Source organism: Shewanella sp. AC34-MNA-CIBAN-0136 (assembly GCF_040309945.1).
In the GTDB taxonomy this organism is placed as follows: Bacteria; Pseudomonadota; Gammaproteobacteria; order Enterobacterales; family Shewanellaceae; genus Shewanella.
Genome location: NZ_JBEOPJ010000006.1, coordinates 125998 through 148736, shown reverse-complemented (window position 1 = coordinate 148736; position 22739 = coordinate 125998). Strand labels below are relative to the sequence as shown.

Genomic DNA, 22739 nt, shown 5'->3' with positions numbered 1-22739 from the left:
GTTTATTGGCCAGTTAACTTGCAATGATGTAATTTCGCTTAGATGCTAATGTGGGTAGAAATATAAAAATGCCAATCAATGATTGGCATTTAAGGGGAGATAAAAGTGAAACGTAACTATCTAACGATAGAACTATCGATGAAAACCAGCGATTAGAAATAGTAACCAAAATTGATATTGATGCGGTGGTCCCAGCTATCACCCATTTCAGGTAAGCCAACATGACCATTATCACGCGTAGAGGCATACATATTTTTACCCATAATAAAATCAATCATGGTGTATGTTGGTCCTGAAGATAACGCAACACCAGTAACATTTTGATAGCTGTTGTCATAGTCTTCATTGTCAACATCGGGGGTTACCACGCCGAAGTCATTATAGATTTTTGCACTGCCCCAGCTGGTAGTGATCGTTTTAGCAATGTTTATGCTATAAGCTTGCGCTTTAGACGCAATTTCGTACTGCCAATCGTAAGCCGATACCGCAAGCTTGTTATCGTCTAACGCATCAGCAGCATTGTACTCATATTGCATTGCCTGTAACTGCAGCGCCCAACCTTTATAACTACTGTCGAGATGTAACGCGACGGCATATCGGTCACCATTATTGCCAGTATTACTATTATAAATCTGCCCTACCTCGACCGAAGCACCCACCACGGTTTTACCGCCTTCATACTCCATCGCATAGGTTTGGCGTAAATTTAATTGGTTAGTTTCTTCATTGTAATAGTCAGTGCCGTTGACTTGGCCAGAATATAAGTCTGTTGAATATCGTTCATTACGACTGGCACCATATTCAGCGCCTTTATAAAACGCAAACTCAGTTCCCCAACCATTATTTGAATAAACCGTTTTAATACCTGTATCATAATCATCTTCAAAACCTAAATAATACGGTACGCCAAACCAAAAACTATTTGAAATAAAACCCGGGTTACCAAATGGTACTTGATTTATACCAAATTGAATTTGCAATTGTTCTGAGTAATCATAAAAGGCATAACCATAACGTAGTGCTTCCCATCCATCATAAAAACGATATTCAGATGATAACCCCCAGTTATCTAATTTACCGTTGAATTTAACGGATGCCATCTCAAAGGTTAAATCACCTGATTTATCTTTAGAACTATCACTATATTGCTTATATGAATAATTAGCTCTTAAGGTACCGGATACGTTAATTCCATCTTCAACATCTTGTGCTGTAGAGTAAAAAGAAACCATGCATAGCGATACTAAAGTAGATAATAAAGATAACTTTAATAATTTCATTTTATTGTATTTCCCAATTCGATAATTAATAACTTGGCCGTTACCATTTGATTTTTGTTAAGTCACATTGAATAACTTCATCTTTATGAGCAGGTGTACCGGGGTTTTTAGCTGACTCACAAAGTAGCGTGGTGCCATAGTCATTACGCTTGTCGTTGGCATTGCTTCTTGCCCAAACAGACACTATAGCGCGCTCTTCTGGCTTAGCTTCGCAGCTGCCATCGACTTCAAAGGCATGGATAGTATTTTGATGAAAATACATTAGCGGATCGATATCAGCACTGCTCGACAGCCACATGGTCTGCCCATTGTGTTGACCTGCATCAAACTGAACTTGTCTAACGTTGTCGTCTTCTTTAACGGTGTTAATTAACGGTGAATCTTCACGCACGGCAAAGCTCTTAAACTCATTCGCACACGCAGGCACGCGCATGTTGTAATAAATTTCAGATATTGCATGGTTATGATAGGGATATAAGGTATCGACTGATTGCACTGTCATACCGACTTCTGCACCAACCTTTTCTCCGTTAATTTCGTCTATGCGTAATAGTCCCCAGTGACCAAAAATTTCGGCATAGGCATAACCACCACGAATGTTGTTGAAGTTTTTATCATTGCGTTTACTTTCTTCAGCATACATTGGGTACCAACCTGCTGCTGCCCATAAGTTAGGTAATGCGTTGGCACTAATATCTGTTGGGAAAGCTGAGGGCATTTTCACTTCATCGCCCGTTACCATTTTAGTAAAGTTTTTAGTAAACTCTTTGCCGAGTTTACGCACGTCTTTATTAGTGACTTTTGTGTCAAAAAAGGAATCGAATGTTGCACGTTTAAGCCATTTAGCTACTGGGGATTTTTCAGCTAATTGACCACCAGGACTGTAAATCCAATCGACGTCTTGGCGTGCGCCAAAACACTTTTTCGCTTTATCTGAATTATTAATAACTTGATAAATGTTTTTAACTAATAGCTTCATGTCTCTGCGATCCATGATGCACATATTCTTACCACCTTCGGTAGAATCGTACATTGCTTGGTCTGAATTTAAACATGGACCATTTTCACTATTGGTTAATGCTACCGCGTAAGATTGTAAATATTGCAGTGTTTCATTCCATAAAATATCGACATATTTTTGATCATTTTTATCGTACTGAGATTCTGCTCCTAAACAAGTGAACTCAGCATTATCAACATCGTTCTTATCTAAAAAACTAGGTATTTCACTCGCCATAGCAGAACTAGATAACAACATCATAACTAACAAGGTATTATATTTCATATCATCCATCTTTCTTTATTATTTAAGACGGATGGATATTACCCTTGGAATTAATTCCAAAAAATTACATTCAACATACTTACAACAAATATAAACAACAAAAATACAATTAATACTTAAAAAGTGATTAAAAAACTGTAGGCGTTCAACCTTAAATTTCTAATAACTTAAAACCTAATAACTTAAAACCTAATAACTTAACACCTAATAAGTTAAAATCTAAATTAATAATTAATAATGAATAATGAAAAAAACAATCACATATAATATAAAAGCCGCATATTAATACATTAATATGCGGCTTTTAAAACTAATATCAATTTAAATTAGTTTACCCTTTATGCTTATCAAACTTAAACGTATGACAATTGCTGCATAATGGTTGTTTGGTTTTATGTTCGCTGTGACACTCTTGGCAAGGTACATCTTTACCATAGTGAAGGTTATTGTGTGGGTTCTGCCACTTGTCTTCTTCACTTCTGGCGGTTTTCTTTGCTAAGTCATCAACATCATGACACTGCAAACAGGACTGATCAGATGGAAACTGCTTGATGCCATTATCATGACAAGTTTTACAGTCTTTACCGATAACCTCTTTATGGTAGTCACGGATCTCTGCTGACTGTACTGATAAGCTGGTTAATCCAAGTAGTACCAGCCCAAGTATAATATTAAAGTTTTTCATTAATGATTCCTCTTGTTCACTGGTCTGGTTAAACGTTCATGAGACTTCTAGCAGCAGTCATGCCCATCACCATACATTCTGGGATAGAACAACTGCCTAAACGGCTAACGCCATGAATACCACCACACACTTCACCAGCGGCATAAAGACCAGTAATAGACTTACCAGTAAAGCTATCTGTTACTTCGGCTTTGGTATTAACTTTTACACCACCTTGGCAGTAATGCACTTTTGGCCACAAGCGAACGACAGTAAATGGCGCTTCGATCATTTTGTTTTTCGCCAACGTCATATCTTTGCCAAACTGCTTATCTTCGCCAGATTTTACATAGCCATTGTATTCAGCGATTTGTGCTTTTAACCCAGCTAGAGGGACACCAAAGTGTGTTGCCAACTCTTCAAGACTTTCAAACTTCCAACCGACATTGTACTTAATCACTTTTTCGGTATTTGGATGTGCTTTAGAGTCTTTAAAGCTTGAAATCAACAGTGGTGGTACAGGATTGCCTTTTTCATCACGGTTACTTAATTCAGCATCAGCACGTGTTTTACGATCGGCAATTTCATTCATGAAACGCTTACCGGTTGTGCGGCTAACAGCAATTGAATGAGGTAAGTTGAAAATTGAATAGTTAGACACATAACCAAAGCCACCTTCATCAGGTGAAGCCCAAGGGCCTGATTGAATGTGAGCCAAATGCACAGGAATAGCTCCTAAACGGAACATTTCGAACATACCCTCGCCTGTTGCACCTGGTGCGTTGGTACAACCAACGTCTGCAGTTAAGGTTGGATCTTGCGCCATACGTAAATCAACGTTTTGCGCAAAGCCACCGGTAGCCATAATCACACCACGTTTGGCGCGAATATTGAGGACTTTACCAGGCTGGTCTTCGCCAAAGTGATAATTTTGACGCATTTTAACACCAACAACTTCGCCTTTATTACCAACGAGGAATCCTTCAAATTTTGAACGATTGTGGGTGTTTACACCAATACGTTTACACTCTTTGTACAATGGTTGGGTGATACCAGCACCACAACTTACTGAGGTTTGGTAAGTACGTGCAACCGAGTGACCACCTAGTTGTTGTAAGTAAGGATGGTATTCAGAACCTGCATCTAAGGTCATTTGTAACGCTTCAACCGCATGAGATGCGACATGACGCAATAACCCTTCATCGGCAATGCCACGGCCAGACAATAATTGGTCATTAACCATTCTGTCTACCGAGTCTTCAACACCTTCTTTCTTTTGCATCGGCGTGCCTGGTGCGGCAAAAAGCCCACCGTTAATCGCCGAGTTACCACCAAAATAGGACATTTTTTCAAATATATGAACGTCTTTTGCACCATGTTTGGTGGCTTCGATTGCGGCAGCTAACCCCGCAAAACCAGAACCAATAATGACGATTTCAACTTCTTTGTCCCATTTAACACCATCTGCCTTTTCAGACACTGCCATTGCTGGTGCTACCATCGCTGCACCAGCAGCAATACCTAGACCTGCAATAAACTTACGGCGCCCTAATAGATCTATATTGCTCATAGGTTATCACCCCTTTTTATATTATTGACGCTTCATCATATCGATGGAATCAATTCCAAAACGGGAACTATTGTTAATGTTTGGTGAAAATAACAGCGAATATCGACTAATCAATTGTAGGTAGGACTTTCAAGGAAATTACTGCATAAGCTTGCTTTTGGAATTGAGTCCACATTGTGAACCGCCCCGCATAACAGCTGGTTTATTCTATATTTAATCGATATGATTAACCCATTGAGGACGACCTCAGCCTGACATTCACCACTTTTCATCGACAGGTATTCACATCGGGGACGGCCCCATCTGCCATCTACACAGAAGAGCCGCTAATATGCTATTAAATCGCTATATCACCACACTATTTTCGCCATTATCCATACGCCGCGTTTACAAGTATTTCAGTCGGGGTTTATTGGCCATTTTGATGCTACTGCCACTGACTACCAACGCGACACAAGTAGATACCTCATCGAATAGCCCTGTAACGCCACAAGTTCGAGTTGGACTTCACGGCATGCTATTGTTTGGCAGTGAATATGGTTTATTTGCCTCGCATTTACCGATGTTTCACCTCCCACATAATGCCCAAGTCGTGTTGCAGCTAACTTTTGATGATCCTCAAATCAACACAGCGGTAATCAACGGCTTAACGTTATCGGCAGCTAGCGGATATCCGATTTGGACCATAGTGCCGCAACAATTTGACCTATCGATGCTATCTCCCGCTCATCCAAGTCATATTGAACATTTAAACGTTGATATTGTTAAAGGCCATTTTGAACGCGGCGGTGAAATGCAATGGAAGAACCAAGGGCTAACCGTGACTAGGGTGTTAGTATTCAATGAATTAGATACTCAGTTCGAGCAACAAAAAACCAGCAACAATACTTATCTTAAGGTTAATAATACCCCTGACGATAAGGTACAGTTTCTCGTTAAACGCCTGACGACTCGACCCGATGCCGATCACATTGTACGCCTCGATAATGTCGGCAATAGCTTACCCGCAGAAATTGTTATTCCTATTGATACGGCAAACTTATTTAACAATGAAGCCCAACTTCGTGCTGCATTGCCCGACACAACACCTAAAAACACTTCTCTAGTGGCCCCAAACACAAAGCCAAACATCACTCGTCCAATGACTACGGTTTCAAGAGTGTATATAGAGTTGGATGAACTGAAATGATCCACAAAACTATTGCAGTATTTCAGCATCACCCTGCCGAAGGCGTCGGTAGAATGGCACTGTGGGCTAAACAACACAGTATCGAACTTGAGTGTTTTTATGCACCAGAATCTTTGCCCGAAAATCTCGATGCTTACCGAGGATTAATTATTTTAGGTGGGCCGATGAATGTGGTGGATAACCCTGTTTGGATGCAAACCGAGTCAAGATTAATTAAACAGGCATTAACTCAACAAGTCCCTTTATTGGCCATTTGTTTGGGCGCGCAGTTATTGGCAATTGAACTTGGTGGCCAAGTCATTGATATGCCTAATCCTGAACTGGGTTGGCATGAGGTAACCTTTGCTGATGGTACGATAATGGCTGTGCCGCAGTGGCATTATCAAGCCATCAACTTACCTGACAGTATTGTGTCGCTGGCTCGTTCAGCACAGTGTAATGTGCAAATGTATCACCACCAACAGGCTATTGGTTTGCAGTTTCATCCTGAATGGAATTCCGCGCAAATAGGGCAACTCGTCAGTCATTTTGGTGATGAGTGCCCTGTAACTAACACACCGCACACTCACGCTATGCAAGATACTCTCGAACCGTTCTTTTTTAAGCTACTTACTGAGCACTTTTGTTGAAAATTAGGTGTAATCTATAGCGCAATATATGGCGCAATATATGGCGCCTAGAACTGCATAAAAATTATCAATGCGCCGTAATGGTTCACAAAAGTATTTGATGAAAGTACCTCCGTAAGTGCTTAACGAAATGGTTTATCTAAATGTCTTAGTCTAATAACTTAGCCAAACGCTATCGCTAAAAAATAACCGAAAAAAGTCGCTCTATACTTAGCCCTATGTTTGGGCTAAGTATTGCTCGGCATTATATGACTACAGCATGTTTCACTACTGGATCAGGAGTCCACATGAAACCAATAGTCATAACACCAGTAACCCGTCATGCCCCAAGTAGCAGCAATACATCGCAACACGGTTGGCTCAACAAAGTACCTGAAATCACGTTGATTTTTTGGGTCATCAAAATGATGTCGACCACCGTTGGTGAAACCGCAGCAGATTATCTTAGCTTCCATCTTCACGTAGGCATGATTAATACCAGCATCATCATGGGAGTATTTTTACTTGTCGTCTTATTGGTGCAACTTAAACAAAGCCAATATCGCCCAGGTGCATATTGGAGTGTTGTGGTGCTTATCAGTATTTTTGGCACCTTAGTCACCGACATTCTCACAGACAAACTCGATGTGCCTCTACCGGTATCGACAGCGGTGTTTAGCGCATTATTAGCGGCAACATTTGCATACTGGTTCAGTAAAGAACGCACCTTATCCATCCACTCCATTGTCACTCTTAAACGTGAGCTATTTTATTGGTTGGCCATTCTATTTACCTTCGCACTTGGTACTGCTGTGGGCGATTGGGTGTCGGAAGATATGAATGTCGGTTATGGCATGTCGGCAATCGTATTTGGTGGGTTAATTACGCTGATAAGCCTAGTCTTTTATCGCTTCAAGGCGAATGCCGTATTGTGCTTTTGGCTAGCTTATATATTAACTCGTCCACTGGGTGCATCTATCGGCGACTTACTGTCACAACCCATTCGTAAAGGCGGCCTAGGGTTTGGTACCACCAGCACCAGCATTGTGTTTTTAGTGATTATTATTGCACTTGTGGCATACCTAACCGTTCGCACCAAACAGCAAAAAAGCCAATAATCTATCAACATAAGTGAGCATCGATATGGACACACTACAAAAGCAGGCGCTGACTAAAGTGCCACAAGTCACCTTAATATTTTGGTTGGTAAAAATACTGGCCACCACCTTAGGCGAAACGGCAGGAGATGCGTTATCGATGTCGCTTAACCTCGGCTATTTAGTTAGCTCAGTTATTTTTATCGGTTTATTCGCGATAGCGGTAGCAATACAAATTCGCAGTAAACAGTATTCTTCGAGTATTTATTGGGCCACCATTATCGCTACAACGACGGCTGGCACAACGATGGCTGACTTTGCCGACCGCTCTTTAGGCATTGGCTATACTGGCGGCACATTATTACTGGTGAGCTTATTGTGCGTATCATTTTCAATTTGGTACGTCAGTGCAGGTAGCCTGTCTAATCAGTCGATAAACAATACCAAAACCGAATGTTTTTATTGGGTGACGATTTTACTGTCACAAACCTTAGGTACAGCGTTAGGCGACTGGACAGTAGACAGTGCAGGCCTTGGTTATGATGCCAGTGCGTTAATCTTTGGTAGCCTGTTATTAGTGTTATTAGCTGCCTATCTTTGGAGCTCAATATCTCGCACTCTGTTGTTTTGGCTAAGCTTTATTTTAACCAGACCTTTAGGTGCCGTGGTGGGTGACTTTTTAGATAAACCCATTAGTCATGGTGGATTAGAATTTAGTCGCTTTAGTGCGTCGGCCGCATTACTCTTTGGTATGGTGTTGTGTTTAATGTTATTTAAGCAGCAAGCCGCGACAACACATCATTAATCAAGACTTTTCACTTTGTGTCATTGTGTCCGATTGAGGTGCTATGCGTATTTTATTAGTAGAAGACGATAAAATGATTGGCGATGCCATGCAAAGCGCCTTAAAAGATGTCGCCTATGCGGTTGATTGGATATGCGATGGTGAAGCGGCACTGCACAGTTTACGTTGCCAGCAATACGATGTGGTGTTGCTCGACCTTGGCTTACCTAAACTGGATGGTTTACAAGTAATGCAATATATTCGAGCTCAGCATCCCGCACTGGCGGTGATCATTATTACCGCCAGAGACAACCTAGAAGACCGAGTCAAAGGGCTCGATTTAGGTGCCGATGATTATCTCGTTAAGCCCTTCGATATAACCGAACTACTGGCACGCATTCGTGCAGTAACAAGGCGCAATGCCAACCAACATACATCAGAATTAACCAATAATATTGTTTGGCTAAATCCAGCCACACATGAAGCCAAAACCCTCACTCAAGATAATATTTTACTGTCTAACCGCGAGTTCGCCCTACTGCAAACATTGCTTATTCGACCCGGTTCGATTCATTCAAAAAGTGATTTAGAAGAACGAATTTATGGCTGGGGTGAAGAGGTAGAAAGTAATGCGGTAGAGTTTTTAATTCATTGTTTGCGTAAAAAATTGGGTACAGAAACCATTAAAAATGTCAGAGGTGTAGGATGGATGGTGTCAAAAAACGCCCCAGTAATTCGTTAAAAACACGCTTATCTTATTGGATTTCAGCAGCCATTTTGTCTGTTGCGATCATAGCCGCCAGCTTTACCTTTAGCAGTGCCTTTGAAGAAGCCCATGAGCTCCAAGATGATGTATTGCAACAAATGGCCGTGCTGTTTGACCATTACTCGCTTACGCTAAACAACGGAACACTCACCCCGTTAAGCCAAGATCAGTTGGAGTTTCAGGTTTCAGTGCAGTTATTGGGTAGCAACTCAGCAAGTAATGCCTTAGACCAAAATACCCTAGCCTTGCCGAGCAATTTAACCGATGGATTTCATACGGTTAATTTAGCCACCCAATCTTGGCGAGTGTTTGTTCGCACCTTGTCATCCACTCAACGTATCGCCATCGCCCAAGATACTGCTATTCGTGACGATATTGCGTTTGAAACCGCGCTGCATACTCTGATGCCATTGTTAGTATTAATTCCGCTTTTACTGTTATTACTGGGGTATATTCTAGGTAAAATTCTTGGCCCGATTAGTATTTTAGCCCACGAAGTTGACCGTCAAACTGAGCATGACCTACAGCTAATTCCCACCACTCAATTGCCGAGTGAAATTGTGCCCTTTGTTGAGGCAATTAATCGTTTACTCAGCAAAAATAGCCAGGTTATTGCTAGCCAAAAGCGTTTTATTGCCGATGCCGCCCATGAATTAAGATCGCCCATAACTGCACTGTCGTTACAGGCACAACGTCTTCAGCAAACAGAGTTAACGGACGATGCGCGCCAGAAGCTTAATGCACTACAAGCCGGAATAGGTCGCAGTATTCATCTACTAGAACAACTATTGTCGATGGCGCGTCAACAAGACAACAGCGTCCAACAACCTCAAACAATATCGTTAAAAATGGTGTTCGTTGAGGTGATTGAAGATCTGTACCCACTTGCAGAAGCGAAAGAGATTGATTTGGGCTTTAGCCAAGATAACGACGCCGAACTCAATGCCAATCCTGTCCGTTTAAAAACCTTAATTCACAACCTTATCGACAATGCGATTCGCTACACCCCAAATGGCGGTAAAATTGATTTAAGCATTACTAAAACAGATCAATACATTGAGATGACCATCAAAGACACTGGTCCAGGTATCGCCACAGATGAAGCTCAAAAAGTGTTTGAACCCTTTTATCGAGTCTTGGGCAGTAACGAATATGGCTCAGGTTTAGGATTAGCGATTGTGGCGAGTATTGTGCAGCAAATGGACGCAAAAATTAGCTTAGCGCCAACCGATCCTGTCAATAACTGCGGGCTTTGTATTACGGTGCGGTTTCCTCTTTAACAGGATTGAGGTGCCGTTTAATCACGCCTGTTATACCGCATCAACTTATGCTGATGCGGCATCAACAAAGGTCAAATTAGCCTTGATCTCCCTCGCATAAATTACGCCCTGCGGCATAACAGCTTGGCTGACGTGGGCACACTGCTCCACGCGAGCAAATTAGCTGTGCATCTTTTTTAATCCCACGCTCAATCCAGTTAATATTAAGGATTTTCGCCACACTGATGAGATCCTTTTGGATATGTTTGGGGATAATGATTGAGCCGCCGCCCGTTGAGCAAGCTTGTTTTAATTCATGTGCAATCGACTGCGCATCTTTGCCTTGCGCTTCAATCGCCGGATTTAAATCAATACCCGCACATAACACATGCGGATTACCTGCCGAGTCATCAACCTTAATCGATTCACAGCAATAAATACGCGGTTCATTACCGACATTTAAAATTGATATTTGCGCAGACGTGCCTGCGACTGGCTCGTTAATCATTCTAAACACAGCCCAGTGCTGACAAGGGTCTTCTACCAGGCGCATGTTACCCCAAGGCAAAGGAATGCCATTACCACGATAAACCGCTTTTAGCTTACCCGGTGCGTAGGCATCAAAGTAATGCCAGTGCGGATAAGGCGACACTACCGTCATGCGGCGCATAGCAACAGACGCTGACACTTGCAGTTGTTTATGCACGCTAATCTCATAGCCATGTCGGTCAAGTAACTGCCGATACGGCACTTTAGGACACAGCAAAGCACCCGCAAAAAAGCTTGATTCAAAATCACGCCACGCATGCAAAATATCTTGTGCATTCAAGGTGTTTGACTGAGGGACCAGCGCATCATCAAAGTCATCACGGCGACCAGACATCATCACACTTTTTAAGCCGTCTTTATTGTGCAACACACAATGACCTATGTGCACGGCCAAGTCATATCTCAATCTGCTGGGTCTATTTTTCAGAATATTACTGATATAAATGGTTCCCGGTGGCTCAAAAAATGAGGTAACCAACTGTTTAGAACTCAAGCCCATTTCGTTGATAACTTCTTTAGGCGCACGGTCGATCCATTTAATTTTTAAGCCCATGCCCTTGGCAATATCGATAATATCTTCGGTGGCAAGCGGCATACGTTTTAAGCCAACTTCTTCGGCCGCACGCTCTAAATCAGGAAAATGGTTTTGATGATGCTCTTGGTGCGCGCGGATCAGTAAATGAGCAAATTGGCGGCCACTGGTGCCGGTTTGCGACAACATTTCAGGGATGGCAATTTGCAGAATGTCATTGGAGAACAAAAAACTCGGCTCTAGCGGCATACCACTTATGCCGCCTTTATTGCCTTTTTCAGGCGTAATCGCTTCATCTTCTGGCACATCATCAAGAAACCATTCCACTTCTTTTTGAAAAACCACTGCAATTACCGCCAACATATCAGCGCTTGGAACACGTTTTCCGCGCTCGATCATTGACAAGTATGACACTGACGGCGAGTTACCTGAGTCAACACGCATACAACGAGCAGACAAGTCTTCCATGGTTAAGTTATTGCGTTTACGCAAGTTTCTTATCTTTGTGCCCAAAAAATGGGTCTTTCGCATTAAGCTTTTATCATTTCTCATTTTGTATAATTCACACTGTAAAATTTTTATTGTGAAATTGTTTGTAAAAATAGCATAGACTAAAAATCAAGCTGCGAACAAGGCTTAATGATAAACAATACTGAAAAAGGTTTTGTGACCTACAACAATACGAAGAGGAATAAGGCGATGAATATGTCTACTCAAGCAAGCGCAACAGCCACCCAAAACCTTAACCGCTTCATTGGTGAGCAATTTGTGGCAACGACGAATCAACAGGATCGCACCACAAACGCCAAAGACTTTTTGGATGCACAATTTCCATTAACTGAAGGCTCGCACCAAGATGTCAGCAGCTATGTAGTTTACTACACGCACTTATTGGCATTTTTAAAAGACGGCTCTCAGTGTGGTTTACAAAATCCATGTCAATTTGTGGCACTGACTGGTCACAAAAGTGAACCAACATCTGTTGTATTAAAGAATAATGATACCCATGTTGAGATTTGTTTCGACCGCCAAGGACAAATGGGCACCACAGACCAGGCTAATATTGAAGACATTCAAGTTGCGATTCCAATTAAGAATTTGCCGACGCCATACAAGCAATGGATTAGCTTAATCCACACAGGCTGTCAGCCAACTGAAGGCAACTGTAAAGTGTTTACCGCTAAAGATGGTAGCGACTACGCGTTACATCAGCGTTAATGGCTTATCGCGATTACACTGCGAACGTTTAGCAAAAAAGGCTTGTCCCATTAATAATGCGACAAGCCTTTTTGTTACTTAACCATTTTGCTGCGTAGCATCCAATAATGCCGACACGCGTTTATGCCGCCATACTGAGATACTGAGATTACGGCCAAAAGAAGCGTGATGTTTGCGAGATCTCATTTACAGGTTCCGTTGGCGTTGGATTTTCCAAACTTTGAATTTGGGTCACCTTAAATTGCACTGTTTGTTGGGTGCTATCACTCGTGCGGTTACTCAGGCGGCCACTGAGGGTCAACGGATAATCCAGTTGTTCTGCAGGTTTTATCGCAATCAAACTGTCGGTGACTATTTGCAATGTTTGCTTTTGGGGATCGTCATTGCTGATACTTATTTGATAAAAAGCCATTTGTTGAGTTTTATTGCGAATTTTAAGTTGATAACTGTTTTCAACTTTATCGATACCCACTTGACGATACAAGGTTTGGCGGTCGCGGATTACATTGAGCTGTATATGACTTAAGTGACTTAAATCGCTAATAATCAGCACAATCATGATCAGTAATGCACTGGCGTAACCAAGCGATTTTAGCGACAACAGGCTGGCTTTTGGTTGTCCTTTTAAGGCATTTTCGCTGGTAAAGCTGATTAAATTGGGTGCATAGCCAAACTTTTCCATGGTTTGATTACATGCATCAACACAGGCACCGCAGTTAATACATTCGTATTGCAAGCCATTACGAATATCAATCCCAGTGGGGCAAACGTCAACACACAAATTACAATCTACACAGTCACCTAGTTCTGTTTTTTGTGAGCGCTTACGTGGCCCACGAGATTCCCCTCTATCAGCATCATAGCTCACTGTTTTAGTGTTGGCGTCAAACATCACCGCTTGAAAACGCGAGTAAGGACAGCAATGCAAACACATCATTTCACGCATCCAGCCGGCATTTAAATAAGTGCATATGGCAAAAAACCACACCCAGGTGCCAGTCCAAAAACCACTACTCATGCTAAAAATATCAACATACAACTCGCGTGCAGGCATAAAATAACCAATAAACCCGCAGCCAGTTAGCAAGGCAAACACCATCCACACCGCATGCTTCGTCACTCGTTTACGCACTTTATTCAGTGACCATGGTGCTTTGTCTAATGCCGCTCGATGATGATGATTGCCCTCTACCTTGGCTTCTACCCACATATATATAAAAGTCCACGCGGTTTGCGGACACAAAAAACCACACCAAACTCGGCCCCAGTAAACCGTGACAAAAAACAATGCAAAAGCCGCGGCCATAAAAAACCACGCTAAAACGGTAAAATCTTGTGGCCACAGGGTGATATTGAAGAAAAAGAATTGCTGTTCGGTGACATCAAACAGAATGGCTTGCCGGCCTTGGTAATTGATAAATGGGATCATGAAAAAAATCGCAATCAGTAACGTATTACTGTGCTGACGCAGCCGTTGAAATACACCCTTCTGTTCTCGAACCTGAATTTTTGTCGACGGCGTAGCAATTTGCACCACTGGAATCCGTTGTGAAACGGCAGCTTTATCAACTGGCACAGTCGCTGCCGGAGTTTGAGATGATGATTTGGGCATAAATGTATTCCTATAACACAATATTGCCCTGTTATAGCAAAGACTAAGCCAACTTAGATATAATTGTAATTATTTGATTTAAAAAGATTAAAATAAAATACTTATAGCATAATGTCACGATATATCACTTTTTACACGATATATCGCGACCTAATAAAACCAATTATAAAAATTAGCGTGTAATGGCTAACTTTTTCATTCGAGATCGTAAGGTACTCGCCGGCATATCTAGCATTGCAGCAGCACCAAACGGGCCAGAAATACGCCAGTGGCTAGCATTTAATACCGCAATAATATGTGCGGCTTCGGCTTGTGCCATGGTTAACGTGCTGGTAGCTAACGGTGTGGCAACCGCTACAGGTAAAGTATTAAACAGTAAATGGCCACTTTGCGATAAAATCATTTCTCGCTCGATTAGGTTTTGCAACTCACGCACGTTACCAGGCCAAGCATATTGCTGTAAGTTCTTCAGTCCTTTAGCACTCACCTTAGTGATTTTTTTACCGAGTTTTTTGCTCAGTGATGCGACTAAATCACTGACTAATTGCGGAATATCTTCGCGGCGCTCTCGTAACGGCGGCACGGTAATTGGAAATACGTTCAAGCGGTAATATAAGTCCATGCGAAACAAGCCTTGCTCTACTCGCGCGGTTAAATCGTGATGGGTGGCAGCCACTAAGCGAATATTGACCTTAATGGTTTCACTACTGCCAACGCGCTCGAAGCTTTGCTCTTGAATCACCCGTAACAATTTAGATTGTGCCGATAAGCTCAACTCGGCAATTTCATCTAAAAATAAGGTGCCATTATTGGCCAATTCAAATCGGCCTTTGCGTCGCGCTGTAGCACCAGTAAATGCGCCTTTTTCATGACCAAACAGCTCACTTTCCAGCAATGCGGTCGAAAATGCGGCGCAGTTAACACTCACCATCGGCTGGTCTTTACGATGACTTAGCCTGTGTAAGTTACGCGCAACTAACTCTTTGCCGGTGCCGTTTTCACCGCAAATGAGTACGGTACTGTCGGTATTAGCGACCAAGTGAATCTGTTGCATGAGTTGATTGATAGGTTGGCTGTTACCCGATATTCCTGACGCGCCTTGCTGACCTTGTAGCTCAGTGAGTAAGTATTGATTTTCTGATGCTAACCGTTCTGACAAAGCCTGCACTTGCGCTAATGCTTGTCTCAATGATTGCTCGGTATGTTTTTGCATGCTTACATCACGAAATATCGCGATAACACCGACGAGTTGTTGCTGATCATATACTGGGGTTGAGCTGTAATACACCGGAAAGCTGCTGCCATCTTTGCGCCAAAATACATCTTCGTTCACTTGCCGAGGAATAGCATCTTGTAAGGTGCGATAAATGGGGCAGTCATGTTGAGGATAATGACTACCATCTGCATGACTATGATGATGGCAGTCGTGAATATTTCGGCCAATTAATTCGGCACTTTTCCAGCCTGTCATTTGCTCTGCTGCGGGGTTAATGAACACCGCATTACCGGCTAAATCAAAACCATACACACCCTCTGTCATGGCATTAAGCAACAGAGTATTTTTAGGCAAAAAATGATCGGAGCCAATATATTCAGGGGTTGTAGAGTCAGTCATAGCCAATCTTAAGGTTACTAGTACATAGACTCATTATAACCATTGTAAAACATAAGTCGCGAAATATCGCGACTTCGCTTAACCATAATGACTTGTTATCGTGATTCCCATGAATCATCAAAATAATAAGCTGATTTAAGCCTTTTTTACGTTAACGTCGAATTTCAATGTCGCCAGCTCACAAATCTAGTAGCCTCGGTTGTCTATATTAGCGAGCGGTATTCTGCGACTTTTGCATTTGTGTCATGTCGACCATCATCTGGCTGGCGATTGAAAAAATACAGTAACCTAAAAAATAATAGAAACCGATTTCAAACTGAGATTGAGTCTTAAGCATGTCGCCCATTCCAGCTGACGCATTACCTGCCATGTAAGTCACAATAATTGCGACCACAAACACATCGGCCATAGACCATTTGCCGATACCACTGATCATTTTGCTCAATCTTTGCTTAATTAAGGGTGGCACTGGCAGCAGTAATATGAGCATGGTGATTAACTTAACGGCAGGGATCACAATACTGAATAACCCGACCAACATGGCCACGACAAAATGATGTGACTGATATAGTGCTGAAATGGTATCAATGATACTGCGGCTATTACGAAAAACCTCTACTTCACCGTCTAGCTTATCTAGCCCTAACATACTGGCGGCAATATCCAATATTCCACGGGTATTAGCACGAGAGTCTTCCGTTAAATCTTGGATTAACATATCCTTACCCGTATCCACTAACTGCGACTTTTCAATGGTGCCTGTTATCGTTAACATCGGTTCTGTCACGCCGGGAATAAGCAGGATTAACGATATCAGTACTAAACTGATGGATACATACATTTTCATGAACACCTCGTTTGCTGATGTATACCGAAACAAATAGTCGCATTAAGCTGTGATGATGCTGTATTTTGATTCTTGTAGGTTATGATGCCATATTACGTAGACCATTAACCACTACGCGGCACTCTTGCTACACTCTTAATAATGAGGCCAATACATGCCAATAAATCCATTTACGACATGTTTGTTGTGTTTAACGTATTTTTTTTCAGCGGCAGTGACTGCGGCTACTTTGACGATTAATGTTACCGATGCGCAAGGCGTGATGCTAAGCGATAGCGTGGTAGAGTTAATTTCTATGTCACCATCTAATACAACGCCATCGACCTTAGCTCCTTACCAAATGCGCCAACAAAATCGAGTGTTCTCACCTTTTGTATTGGCAGTGCCGCAAGGTGCCAAGGTTGATTTTCCTAATTTAGATCGCACTCGGCACCATGTTTATTCATTTTCTGAAGCCAAACAATTTGAGTTAAAATTGTATGTAGGCACAACTGAAGACCCGATTACATTTGATAAACCTGGTTTAGTTGCCATAGGCTGCAATATTCATGATTACATGCAGGCCTTTATTTATGTGGCCAGCAGTCCTTATTTTTCGGTGAGTGATACACAAGGTAAACTCCAATTAACAGATTTACCTGCAGGCGAATACCAGGCCAAAATTTGGCATCCTTGGCAAATAACGGCAACACCTTCATCTTTGGTCATTGTAAGCAATGACGATAATCAGTTAACGTTTAGCATTGATGTTGAACACCAAGATAAACCATCGTCGCCACCTAGCGGCTTTGGTAGTTACCCTCAAGCAAGCGATGTCACGGGATAGCATGCCTACTAGTTTTCGCAACCGGCTGATAATAGCTTTCCTATTAATACTGACCTTAATGCAGTTAACCACTGCCTTGTTTGTATTAAGCGCAACTCAGCGAGATTTTCGCCAACAGCAAACTCAAAACCTTAATATTGGTTCCAATATTTTTGTCGAAATGTTATCGAACCGAAGCGATCAGCTAAATCAAAGTTTGTCGTTACTCAGTGCGGACTTTGGTTTTAAACGCGCCGTTGCCACTGGCGAGCAAGATACAATATCGTCAGTGTTAGCCAACCATGGCAGGCGCATTAATGCTGACGCTGCTATTTTATTATCTCCACAGGGAAAACTACTGTCATCAAGCTTGCAAGGGCTCACTGCAGCTAATGTAGATGAGTTATTTGCATTAACCAAGAATCGCTCAACCACGTTCGAAATTTTCAATTATGACCACAGTAGTTACCAATTTGTGTTGCAACCCGTCAAAGCGCCAACATTAATAGCTTGGGTCGGCATGGGCTTCACTATGGACAAGAATGTCGCAGACCAAGCCAAAACCATTACCGGAATTGATATCAGTTTTATCAACCAGTCCGCTGGCAGAATTGAAATTGTCTCGACCCTAGCCCAAGCTCAACAACAAGATGTTTTAGCGCGTATTAACCTATTAGCAAAAACAGTGGATAAGGTCAGCGATGACATACCATCAAACTACTTATCGACCACCATTGCGTTAGATAAAAATAGTGGTCATCAGTGGGCGGTACTACATCAATCAAATGTTAAGTGGCAGCAAAATTACGATGCCCTGCGCAATAACATGTTAATTATATTCGCGATAACGTGTTTACTGGCGTTTATGATTGCCGCTTGGTTTTCTGGCGGCTTAACGAAACCCATTTATGCATTAGTTAATTTTGCTCGCAAAGTCGGCCAAGGTGAAAACCCTCCGCCGATTAAAGGTGCACCCGCTGAGTTACAAGTATTAGCCAACACCTTATCGATAATGCGTGAAAATATTGAATCGCGCGAAAACGATTTAGTTTATCAATCACAACACGATAACCTCACGGGTTTATATAATCGCTTGGCCGCTAAACAACAACTCAGCCTGCTGCTCAGTAAAATGCATGGCAGCTTAGTGATGATAGACATTAAAAACTTTCGCCATTTAAATAACATCATTGGATTTGCCAATGCCGACGATTTATTGGTGTTGTTTGCCAGCCGTTTAGAAAGCTTATCCCCAACGGCCCAACTAATATCGCGCTTGGATGGCGACTCGTTTTTGTTGCTATTCCAACCGAGTATTCCGCTTGAAAAGCTTGATAACTATCTACGACAATTAACTAATCCATTTTCTATTCAGGGCTCAAAAATAAGTGTCAATGTGCGGGTAGGGATTGTTGATTTATCCAGTGACTATGACTGTAATGATATTGATACTTTAATTCGCCATGCTGAAATTGCATTAAATCAAGCCCGAGTGGAATCCCTAGGCATAGCCACTTATCAACAAGGTGAAGATGAACGCTATTTACGTGAATTAATGATTATCCGTGATTTACCGATTGCCTTAGCACAAGGGCAGTTGCATTTGGTGTTTCAACCTAAAGTGAATATTCAGAGCAATCATTGCCATGGCGCAGAAACCCTGATCCGCTGGCAGCATCCTGAACTGGGGTTTATCCCGCCGGATGAGTTCATTCGTTTAGCGGAAAACTCAGGTAATATCTCGATGATCAGCGACTGGGTATTAAATACTACCATTAAGCAGCTAGCTAAATGGCAGCAACAAGGTATTTCGCTGACGGTGGCGATTAATTTATCTGCCCATGATCTCACTAATCCTCAGCTGCCGTTAGACATTGAACTGTTACTGATTAGCAATAATTTACCGATTAACGCTCTGTCGATAGAGGTGACCGAAGGTGCTGTGATGAAAGATGCACAAACGGTGATTGCTGTTTTACAGCAGTTTAGAAATATCGGCTTAGCCATTGCCATCGATGACTTTGGTACCGGGCACTCTTCATTAGCTTACTTAAAGTTACTGCCCGTTAATGAAGTGAAGATTGATCGCAGTTTTATTAAAGATATTCATACTGATGCAACTGATTTAATGATTGTCGATAGCAGCATTAGACTGATTAAAGGACTTAATTTATCCGTCGTGGCTGAAGGCGTTGAATCTGTAGAAGGCATCAATATTCTGCGCGGGCTAAATTGCGATATAATTCAAGGTTATGTGTATTCAAAACCGCTTAACGCAGATGATTTTATTGTGTGGTTCCAGCAATTTAATCAATCTAACAATCAGCCCCCAGTTAAGGATACGCCACGTTAATGTATCAACCAATGTGCATTCTATTATCGGTGCTATTAAGCCTCATCAGTGCTTCTGCTCACGCTGAGACAAGTAAAGTAATCGCTACTGGTGGCGCCACAACTATTGAGGGTAGTGCTGGGGGAGGAATAGTACCTTGGGCAGTCATTAATGGTTATGCAAGCTCAGACCAATGGTCTTTCACAGCAATGAATACTGCCGTCTATGTTGACGATTTTACCTTACATTCTATTGGCGCATCCTTAAGCATTGATAACCGCTTTGAACTCAGTATTGCTAAGCAAACTTTTGATCTAGACACCCTAGGCGGCAAACTGGTCCAAGATATTGTTGGCGTAAAATACAAACTAGCCGGTGAAGTGCTATACACCGCCATGCCACAAATTAGCTTAGGGCTACAATATAAACGGGTGGACGACTTTGCATTACCGCAAGCTGTTGGGGCAAGGGATGACTGGGGAGTTGATATCTATTTAGCTGCCAGTAAAGTCTATTTTGATGCCATTGCTGGCCGTAATCTGGTGACTAACTTAACCCTCAGAGCAACCAAAGCTAACCAAACTGGTTTGCTTGGTTTTGGTACTGCGACGAACAACGATTACCAACTGCAAGCTGAAGCCTCTATTGCAGTGTTATTAACCGATAATATTGCACTGGGTTATGAATACAAACAAAAGCCTGATCAACTTGGTTTTGCAGAAGAAAATGATTGGCAGGATATTTTTATGGCTTGGTTTGTTAATAAACACCTTTCTGTTGTAGGCGCTTATGTTGATTTAGGCAGCATTGCCGGATTTGAGCAACAGCAAGGGTGGTATTTATCTGTAGAGGGAACGCTGTAATGGTTAATATTATTAAACATCATATCGTCGTTTTGGGCGCATTGTTATTCCTGTCTGTTGCCTGTGCAAGCCAACCCACAACTCTATATCAGCAACTGGGAGGAGATAAAGGCGTCAGTATGATTACCGATGACTTTCTAGCCCATTTATCCCAAGACAAACGCATTCTGCATCATTTTGAACAAACTGATATTCAGATTTTCCGCCAACGGCTTATTGAGCATTTATGTGCAATCAGTGGCGGTGAATGCGTGTACCAAGGTGCATCCATGTTTGATGCACATATTGGATTACACATTAGCCAAGCTGACTTTGATGCCGTTGTGGGTCATTTAATCGAAGCACTTAAACAACAGCATATCCCACTAGCAACCCGCAATGCATTACTGGCTAAATTAGCACCACTGTATCAAGATATTATCGAACATTAGTTGTGCAACCGTTTATGATGATAACCGATTAGTAAAACTGGCTGGGATCGACATCAAGCATACTTGGTGATACGCCACGTTCAATATGCAATTCCGATTTAAGCAAATCAACCATAGTCACTTCAGTGTAGCGCTTATGTTTAATCAAATAAAAACACTTAACAATAGGATGCAACGCATCACGCCCTTTAGAGTCCCATACTATTCCGACTCGTTCATCCGATAGCTGCACCAATGAACCGACTGGATATATTCCCACACAGCGAATGAACTCATAAACAAGCTTTTGATCAAGATGAAATGGGGTCAAGCTTATCAAAATTTTAAACGCTGCCGCCGGGCTCATGGCTTCTTTGTAGCAACGCGAAGCAGTTAATGCATCAAAAATATCAACAATACAGCTCATACGCCCATGTTGAGGAATTTGTTCATCTTTTAAACCATTAGGGTAACCACGGCCATCGAGTTTTTCATGATGCATTAAGCACACATCTTTACTCACTTGCGATAAGCCTTTTGTTTCATTCATGATTTCAATTGCATAAAACTGATGCAATTTCATGTGCTCAAATTCTTCTGGGGTTAGCTTACCTGGTTTGTGCAAAATTTCGTTATCGACCTGGATTTTGCCAATATCATGCAAAATCCCCCCCACAGCCATCTGCTTTAGCAGTTCACGATCAAGCTTAAGATGTTTACCAAAAGTCACCAATAAAAAGGCAACATTAATAGAATGTTCAAGCAAATAAGCATCTTTGGTACGCAGTGCAGAAATACACTTAAATGCATCCGCATCGTCCATAACAGACTCAATCATTTTGTCGGCAACATCTTCAAATTGACTGACTTCAATGGCTTTACCGTTGAAGGTTTCCGACATCACTTTTTGAATTAAGCCTTTTGCTTCAGCAAGTAGCTTTTTTGCCTGCACTTGTTGACCATCTCGAGTGACGGTCGCTTTACGTACCAATAAACTGCTAGCAGAGCTCGATTTACCTGCTGTTTTTAGCCCGCAAGTATCTGAAGATCGATCAACATCAACCCACACAAGCAGAATGTTATTTTTTTTCAGCTTTAAAATTGCATCACGATGTTTGATTTGTCCGGGATTACGAATAGCCACCTTACTTTGCTGATGATCTATTGCCGTCACAAACATGCCTAAAGCAAGTTTATCGATGGGGATTTTAATGACATTGCTTGATTCCACAGAATCATTCATTGTAACAATTACTCCGAAAGAGAACTTTAATAACGGGATCTAGCTCACATAATACTAGCTATATTTTGAACTACTTTAGCTCGTTCGCCTACTTCTTTTAGGGAAATATTACCGTATGGTCACATTCCGATTCACGATCTTTGTAAAAAACCTCAACGAGAAACAATCAAGCTGTTGTTGATGATATTGAGTAACTTGCTGCCGCATCATT

20 protein-coding genes are annotated in these 22739 nt (G+C 41.9%); 11 read left to right on the top strand and 9 right to left on the bottom strand.

The window, feature by feature from the left end; all coding sequences use genetic code 11:
- Positions 1-152: 152 nt before the first annotated feature.
- The 4 genes from AAEY94_RS08025 to ardA all read right to left on the bottom strand — a co-directional run bounded on the left by AAEY94_RS08025 (position 153) and on the right by ardA (position 4799).
- Entirely contained in the window at positions 153-1280 is a 1128-nt protein-coding gene (locus tag AAEY94_RS08025) for a hypothetical protein (RefSeq protein ID WP_350978305.1), read from the bottom strand.
- 40 nt (positions 1281-1320) lie between these two features.
- Positions 1321-2565, bottom strand: coding sequence for a dimethylsulfoniopropionate lyase DddY (dddY, locus tag AAEY94_RS08020; RefSeq protein ID WP_350978303.1), 1245 nt, complete (start codon positions 2563-2565; stop codon positions 1321-1323).
- Between the two features lie 331 nt (positions 2566-2896).
- Entirely contained in the window at positions 2897-3250 is a 354-nt protein-coding gene (ardB, locus tag AAEY94_RS08015; RefSeq protein WP_011639305.1) for an acrylate reductase cytochrome subunit ArdB, read from the bottom strand.
- Positions 3251-3278: 28 nt separating this feature from the next.
- Positions 3279-4799: an acrylate reductase flavoprotein subunit ArdA gene (gene ardA, locus AAEY94_RS08010; protein WP_101088569.1), complete on the bottom strand. Its 1521-nt coding sequence runs from the start codon at positions 4797-4799 to the stop codon at positions 3279-3281.
- 331 nt (positions 4800-5130) lie between these two features.
- Between ardA and AAEY94_RS08005 the strand changes: the two genes are divergently transcribed.
- The 6 genes from AAEY94_RS08005 to AAEY94_RS07980 all read left to right on the top strand — a co-directional run bounded on the left by AAEY94_RS08005 (position 5131) and on the right by AAEY94_RS07980 (position 10523).
- On the top strand, positions 5131-5988 hold the full coding sequence (locus tag AAEY94_RS08005; protein WP_350978301.1) for a hypothetical protein: 858 nt from the start codon (positions 5131-5133) through the stop codon (positions 5986-5988).
- The gene (locus AAEY94_RS08000; protein WP_182744920.1) at positions 5985-6617 is read left to right on the top strand and encodes a type 1 glutamine amidotransferase; all 633 of its coding nucleotides are present in this window, start codon (positions 5985-5987) and stop codon (positions 6615-6617) included. Before AAEY94_RS08005 ends, AAEY94_RS08000 begins: the two co-directional genes overlap by 4 nt.
- A 287-nt stretch (positions 6618-6904) precedes the next feature.
- A complete protein-coding gene (locus AAEY94_RS07995) occupies positions 6905-7714 on the top strand; it encodes a COG4705 family protein (protein ID WP_335691784.1) in 810 nt (269 codons plus the stop codon).
- A 25-nt stretch (positions 7715-7739) separates the two neighbouring features.
- A complete protein-coding gene (locus AAEY94_RS07990) occupies positions 7740-8498 on the top strand; it encodes a COG4705 family protein (protein ID WP_350978299.1) in 759 nt (252 codons plus the stop codon).
- Between the two features lie 43 nt (positions 8499-8541).
- Positions 8542-9219 (top strand): response regulator transcription factor, encoded by a 678-nt coding sequence (locus AAEY94_RS07985; protein WP_350978297.1) that lies wholly within the window; start codon positions 8542-8544, stop codon positions 9217-9219.
- The gene (locus AAEY94_RS07980; RefSeq protein ID WP_350978295.1) at positions 9183-10523 is read left to right on the top strand and encodes a sensor histidine kinase; all 1341 of its coding nucleotides are present in this window, start codon (positions 9183-9185) and stop codon (positions 10521-10523) included. The genes AAEY94_RS07985 and AAEY94_RS07980 overlap by 37 nt, the downstream gene beginning before the upstream one ends.
- Positions 10524-10599: 76 nt before the next feature.
- On the opposite strand, the gene AAEY94_RS07975 is transcribed toward AAEY94_RS07980, so the two are convergent.
- Positions 10600-12135: a DUF3612 domain-containing protein gene (locus tag AAEY94_RS07975; protein ID WP_101088576.1), complete on the bottom strand. Its 1536-nt coding sequence runs from the start codon at positions 12133-12135 to the stop codon at positions 10600-10602.
- Between the two features lie 153 nt (positions 12136-12288).
- Here AAEY94_RS07975 and AAEY94_RS07970 point away from each other — a divergent pair, with 153 nt between their 5' ends.
- Entirely contained in the window at positions 12289-12801 is a 513-nt protein-coding gene (locus AAEY94_RS07970) for an aldolase/citrate lyase/malate synthase family protein (RefSeq protein WP_049763561.1), read from the top strand.
- Between the two features lie 148 nt (positions 12802-12949).
- Here the strand turns inward: AAEY94_RS07970 and ccoG are convergent, their stop codons facing one another.
- The 3 genes from ccoG to AAEY94_RS07955 all read right to left on the bottom strand — a co-directional run bounded on the left by ccoG (position 12950) and on the right by AAEY94_RS07955 (position 16875).
- Positions 12950-14413 carry a cytochrome c oxidase accessory protein CcoG gene (gene ccoG, locus AAEY94_RS07965; RefSeq protein ID WP_350978293.1) on the bottom strand — a complete coding sequence of 488 codons (1464 nt, stop codon included), beginning with the start codon at positions 14411-14413 and terminating at the stop codon, positions 12950-12952.
- Positions 14414-14585: 172 nt separating this feature from the next.
- Positions 14586-16028: a sigma-54 interaction domain-containing protein gene (locus AAEY94_RS07960; protein ID WP_162024141.1), complete on the bottom strand. Its 1443-nt coding sequence runs from the start codon at positions 16026-16028 to the stop codon at positions 14586-14588.
- Between the two features lie 208 nt (positions 16029-16236).
- Positions 16237-16875, bottom strand: coding sequence for a paraquat-inducible protein A (locus tag AAEY94_RS07955; protein ID WP_350978292.1), 639 nt, complete (start codon positions 16873-16875; stop codon positions 16237-16239).
- A 154-nt stretch (positions 16876-17029) separates the two neighbouring features.
- Here AAEY94_RS07955 and AAEY94_RS07950 point away from each other — a divergent pair, with 154 nt between their 5' ends.
- The 4 genes from AAEY94_RS07950 to AAEY94_RS07935 are packed head-to-tail and all read left to right on the top strand — an operon-like array spanning position 17030 to position 21306.
- Entirely contained in the window at positions 17030-17701 is a 672-nt protein-coding gene (locus AAEY94_RS07950) for a methylamine utilization protein (protein ID WP_350978290.1), read from the top strand.
- 1 nt (position 17702) lies between these two features.
- Entirely contained in the window at positions 17703-20033 is a 2331-nt protein-coding gene (locus AAEY94_RS07945; RefSeq protein WP_350978288.1) for a putative bifunctional diguanylate cyclase/phosphodiesterase, read from the top strand.
- Entirely contained in the window at positions 20033-20875 is an 843-nt protein-coding gene (locus tag AAEY94_RS07940; RefSeq protein WP_502959388.1) for a DUF3034 family protein, read from the top strand. Before AAEY94_RS07945 ends, AAEY94_RS07940 begins: the two co-directional genes overlap by 1 nt.
- A complete protein-coding gene (locus AAEY94_RS07935) occupies positions 20875-21306 on the top strand; it encodes a group I truncated hemoglobin (RefSeq protein WP_350978286.1) in 432 nt (143 codons plus the stop codon). The genes AAEY94_RS07940 and AAEY94_RS07935 overlap by 1 nt, the downstream gene beginning before the upstream one ends.
- 28 nt (positions 21307-21334) lie before the next feature.
- Here the strand turns inward: AAEY94_RS07935 and AAEY94_RS07930 are convergent, their stop codons facing one another.
- Positions 21335-22528: a cyclic di-GMP phosphodiesterase gene (locus AAEY94_RS07930; RefSeq protein ID WP_350978284.1), complete on the bottom strand. Its 1194-nt coding sequence runs from the start codon at positions 22526-22528 to the stop codon at positions 21335-21337.
- Positions 22529-22739 lie beyond the last annotated feature (211 nt).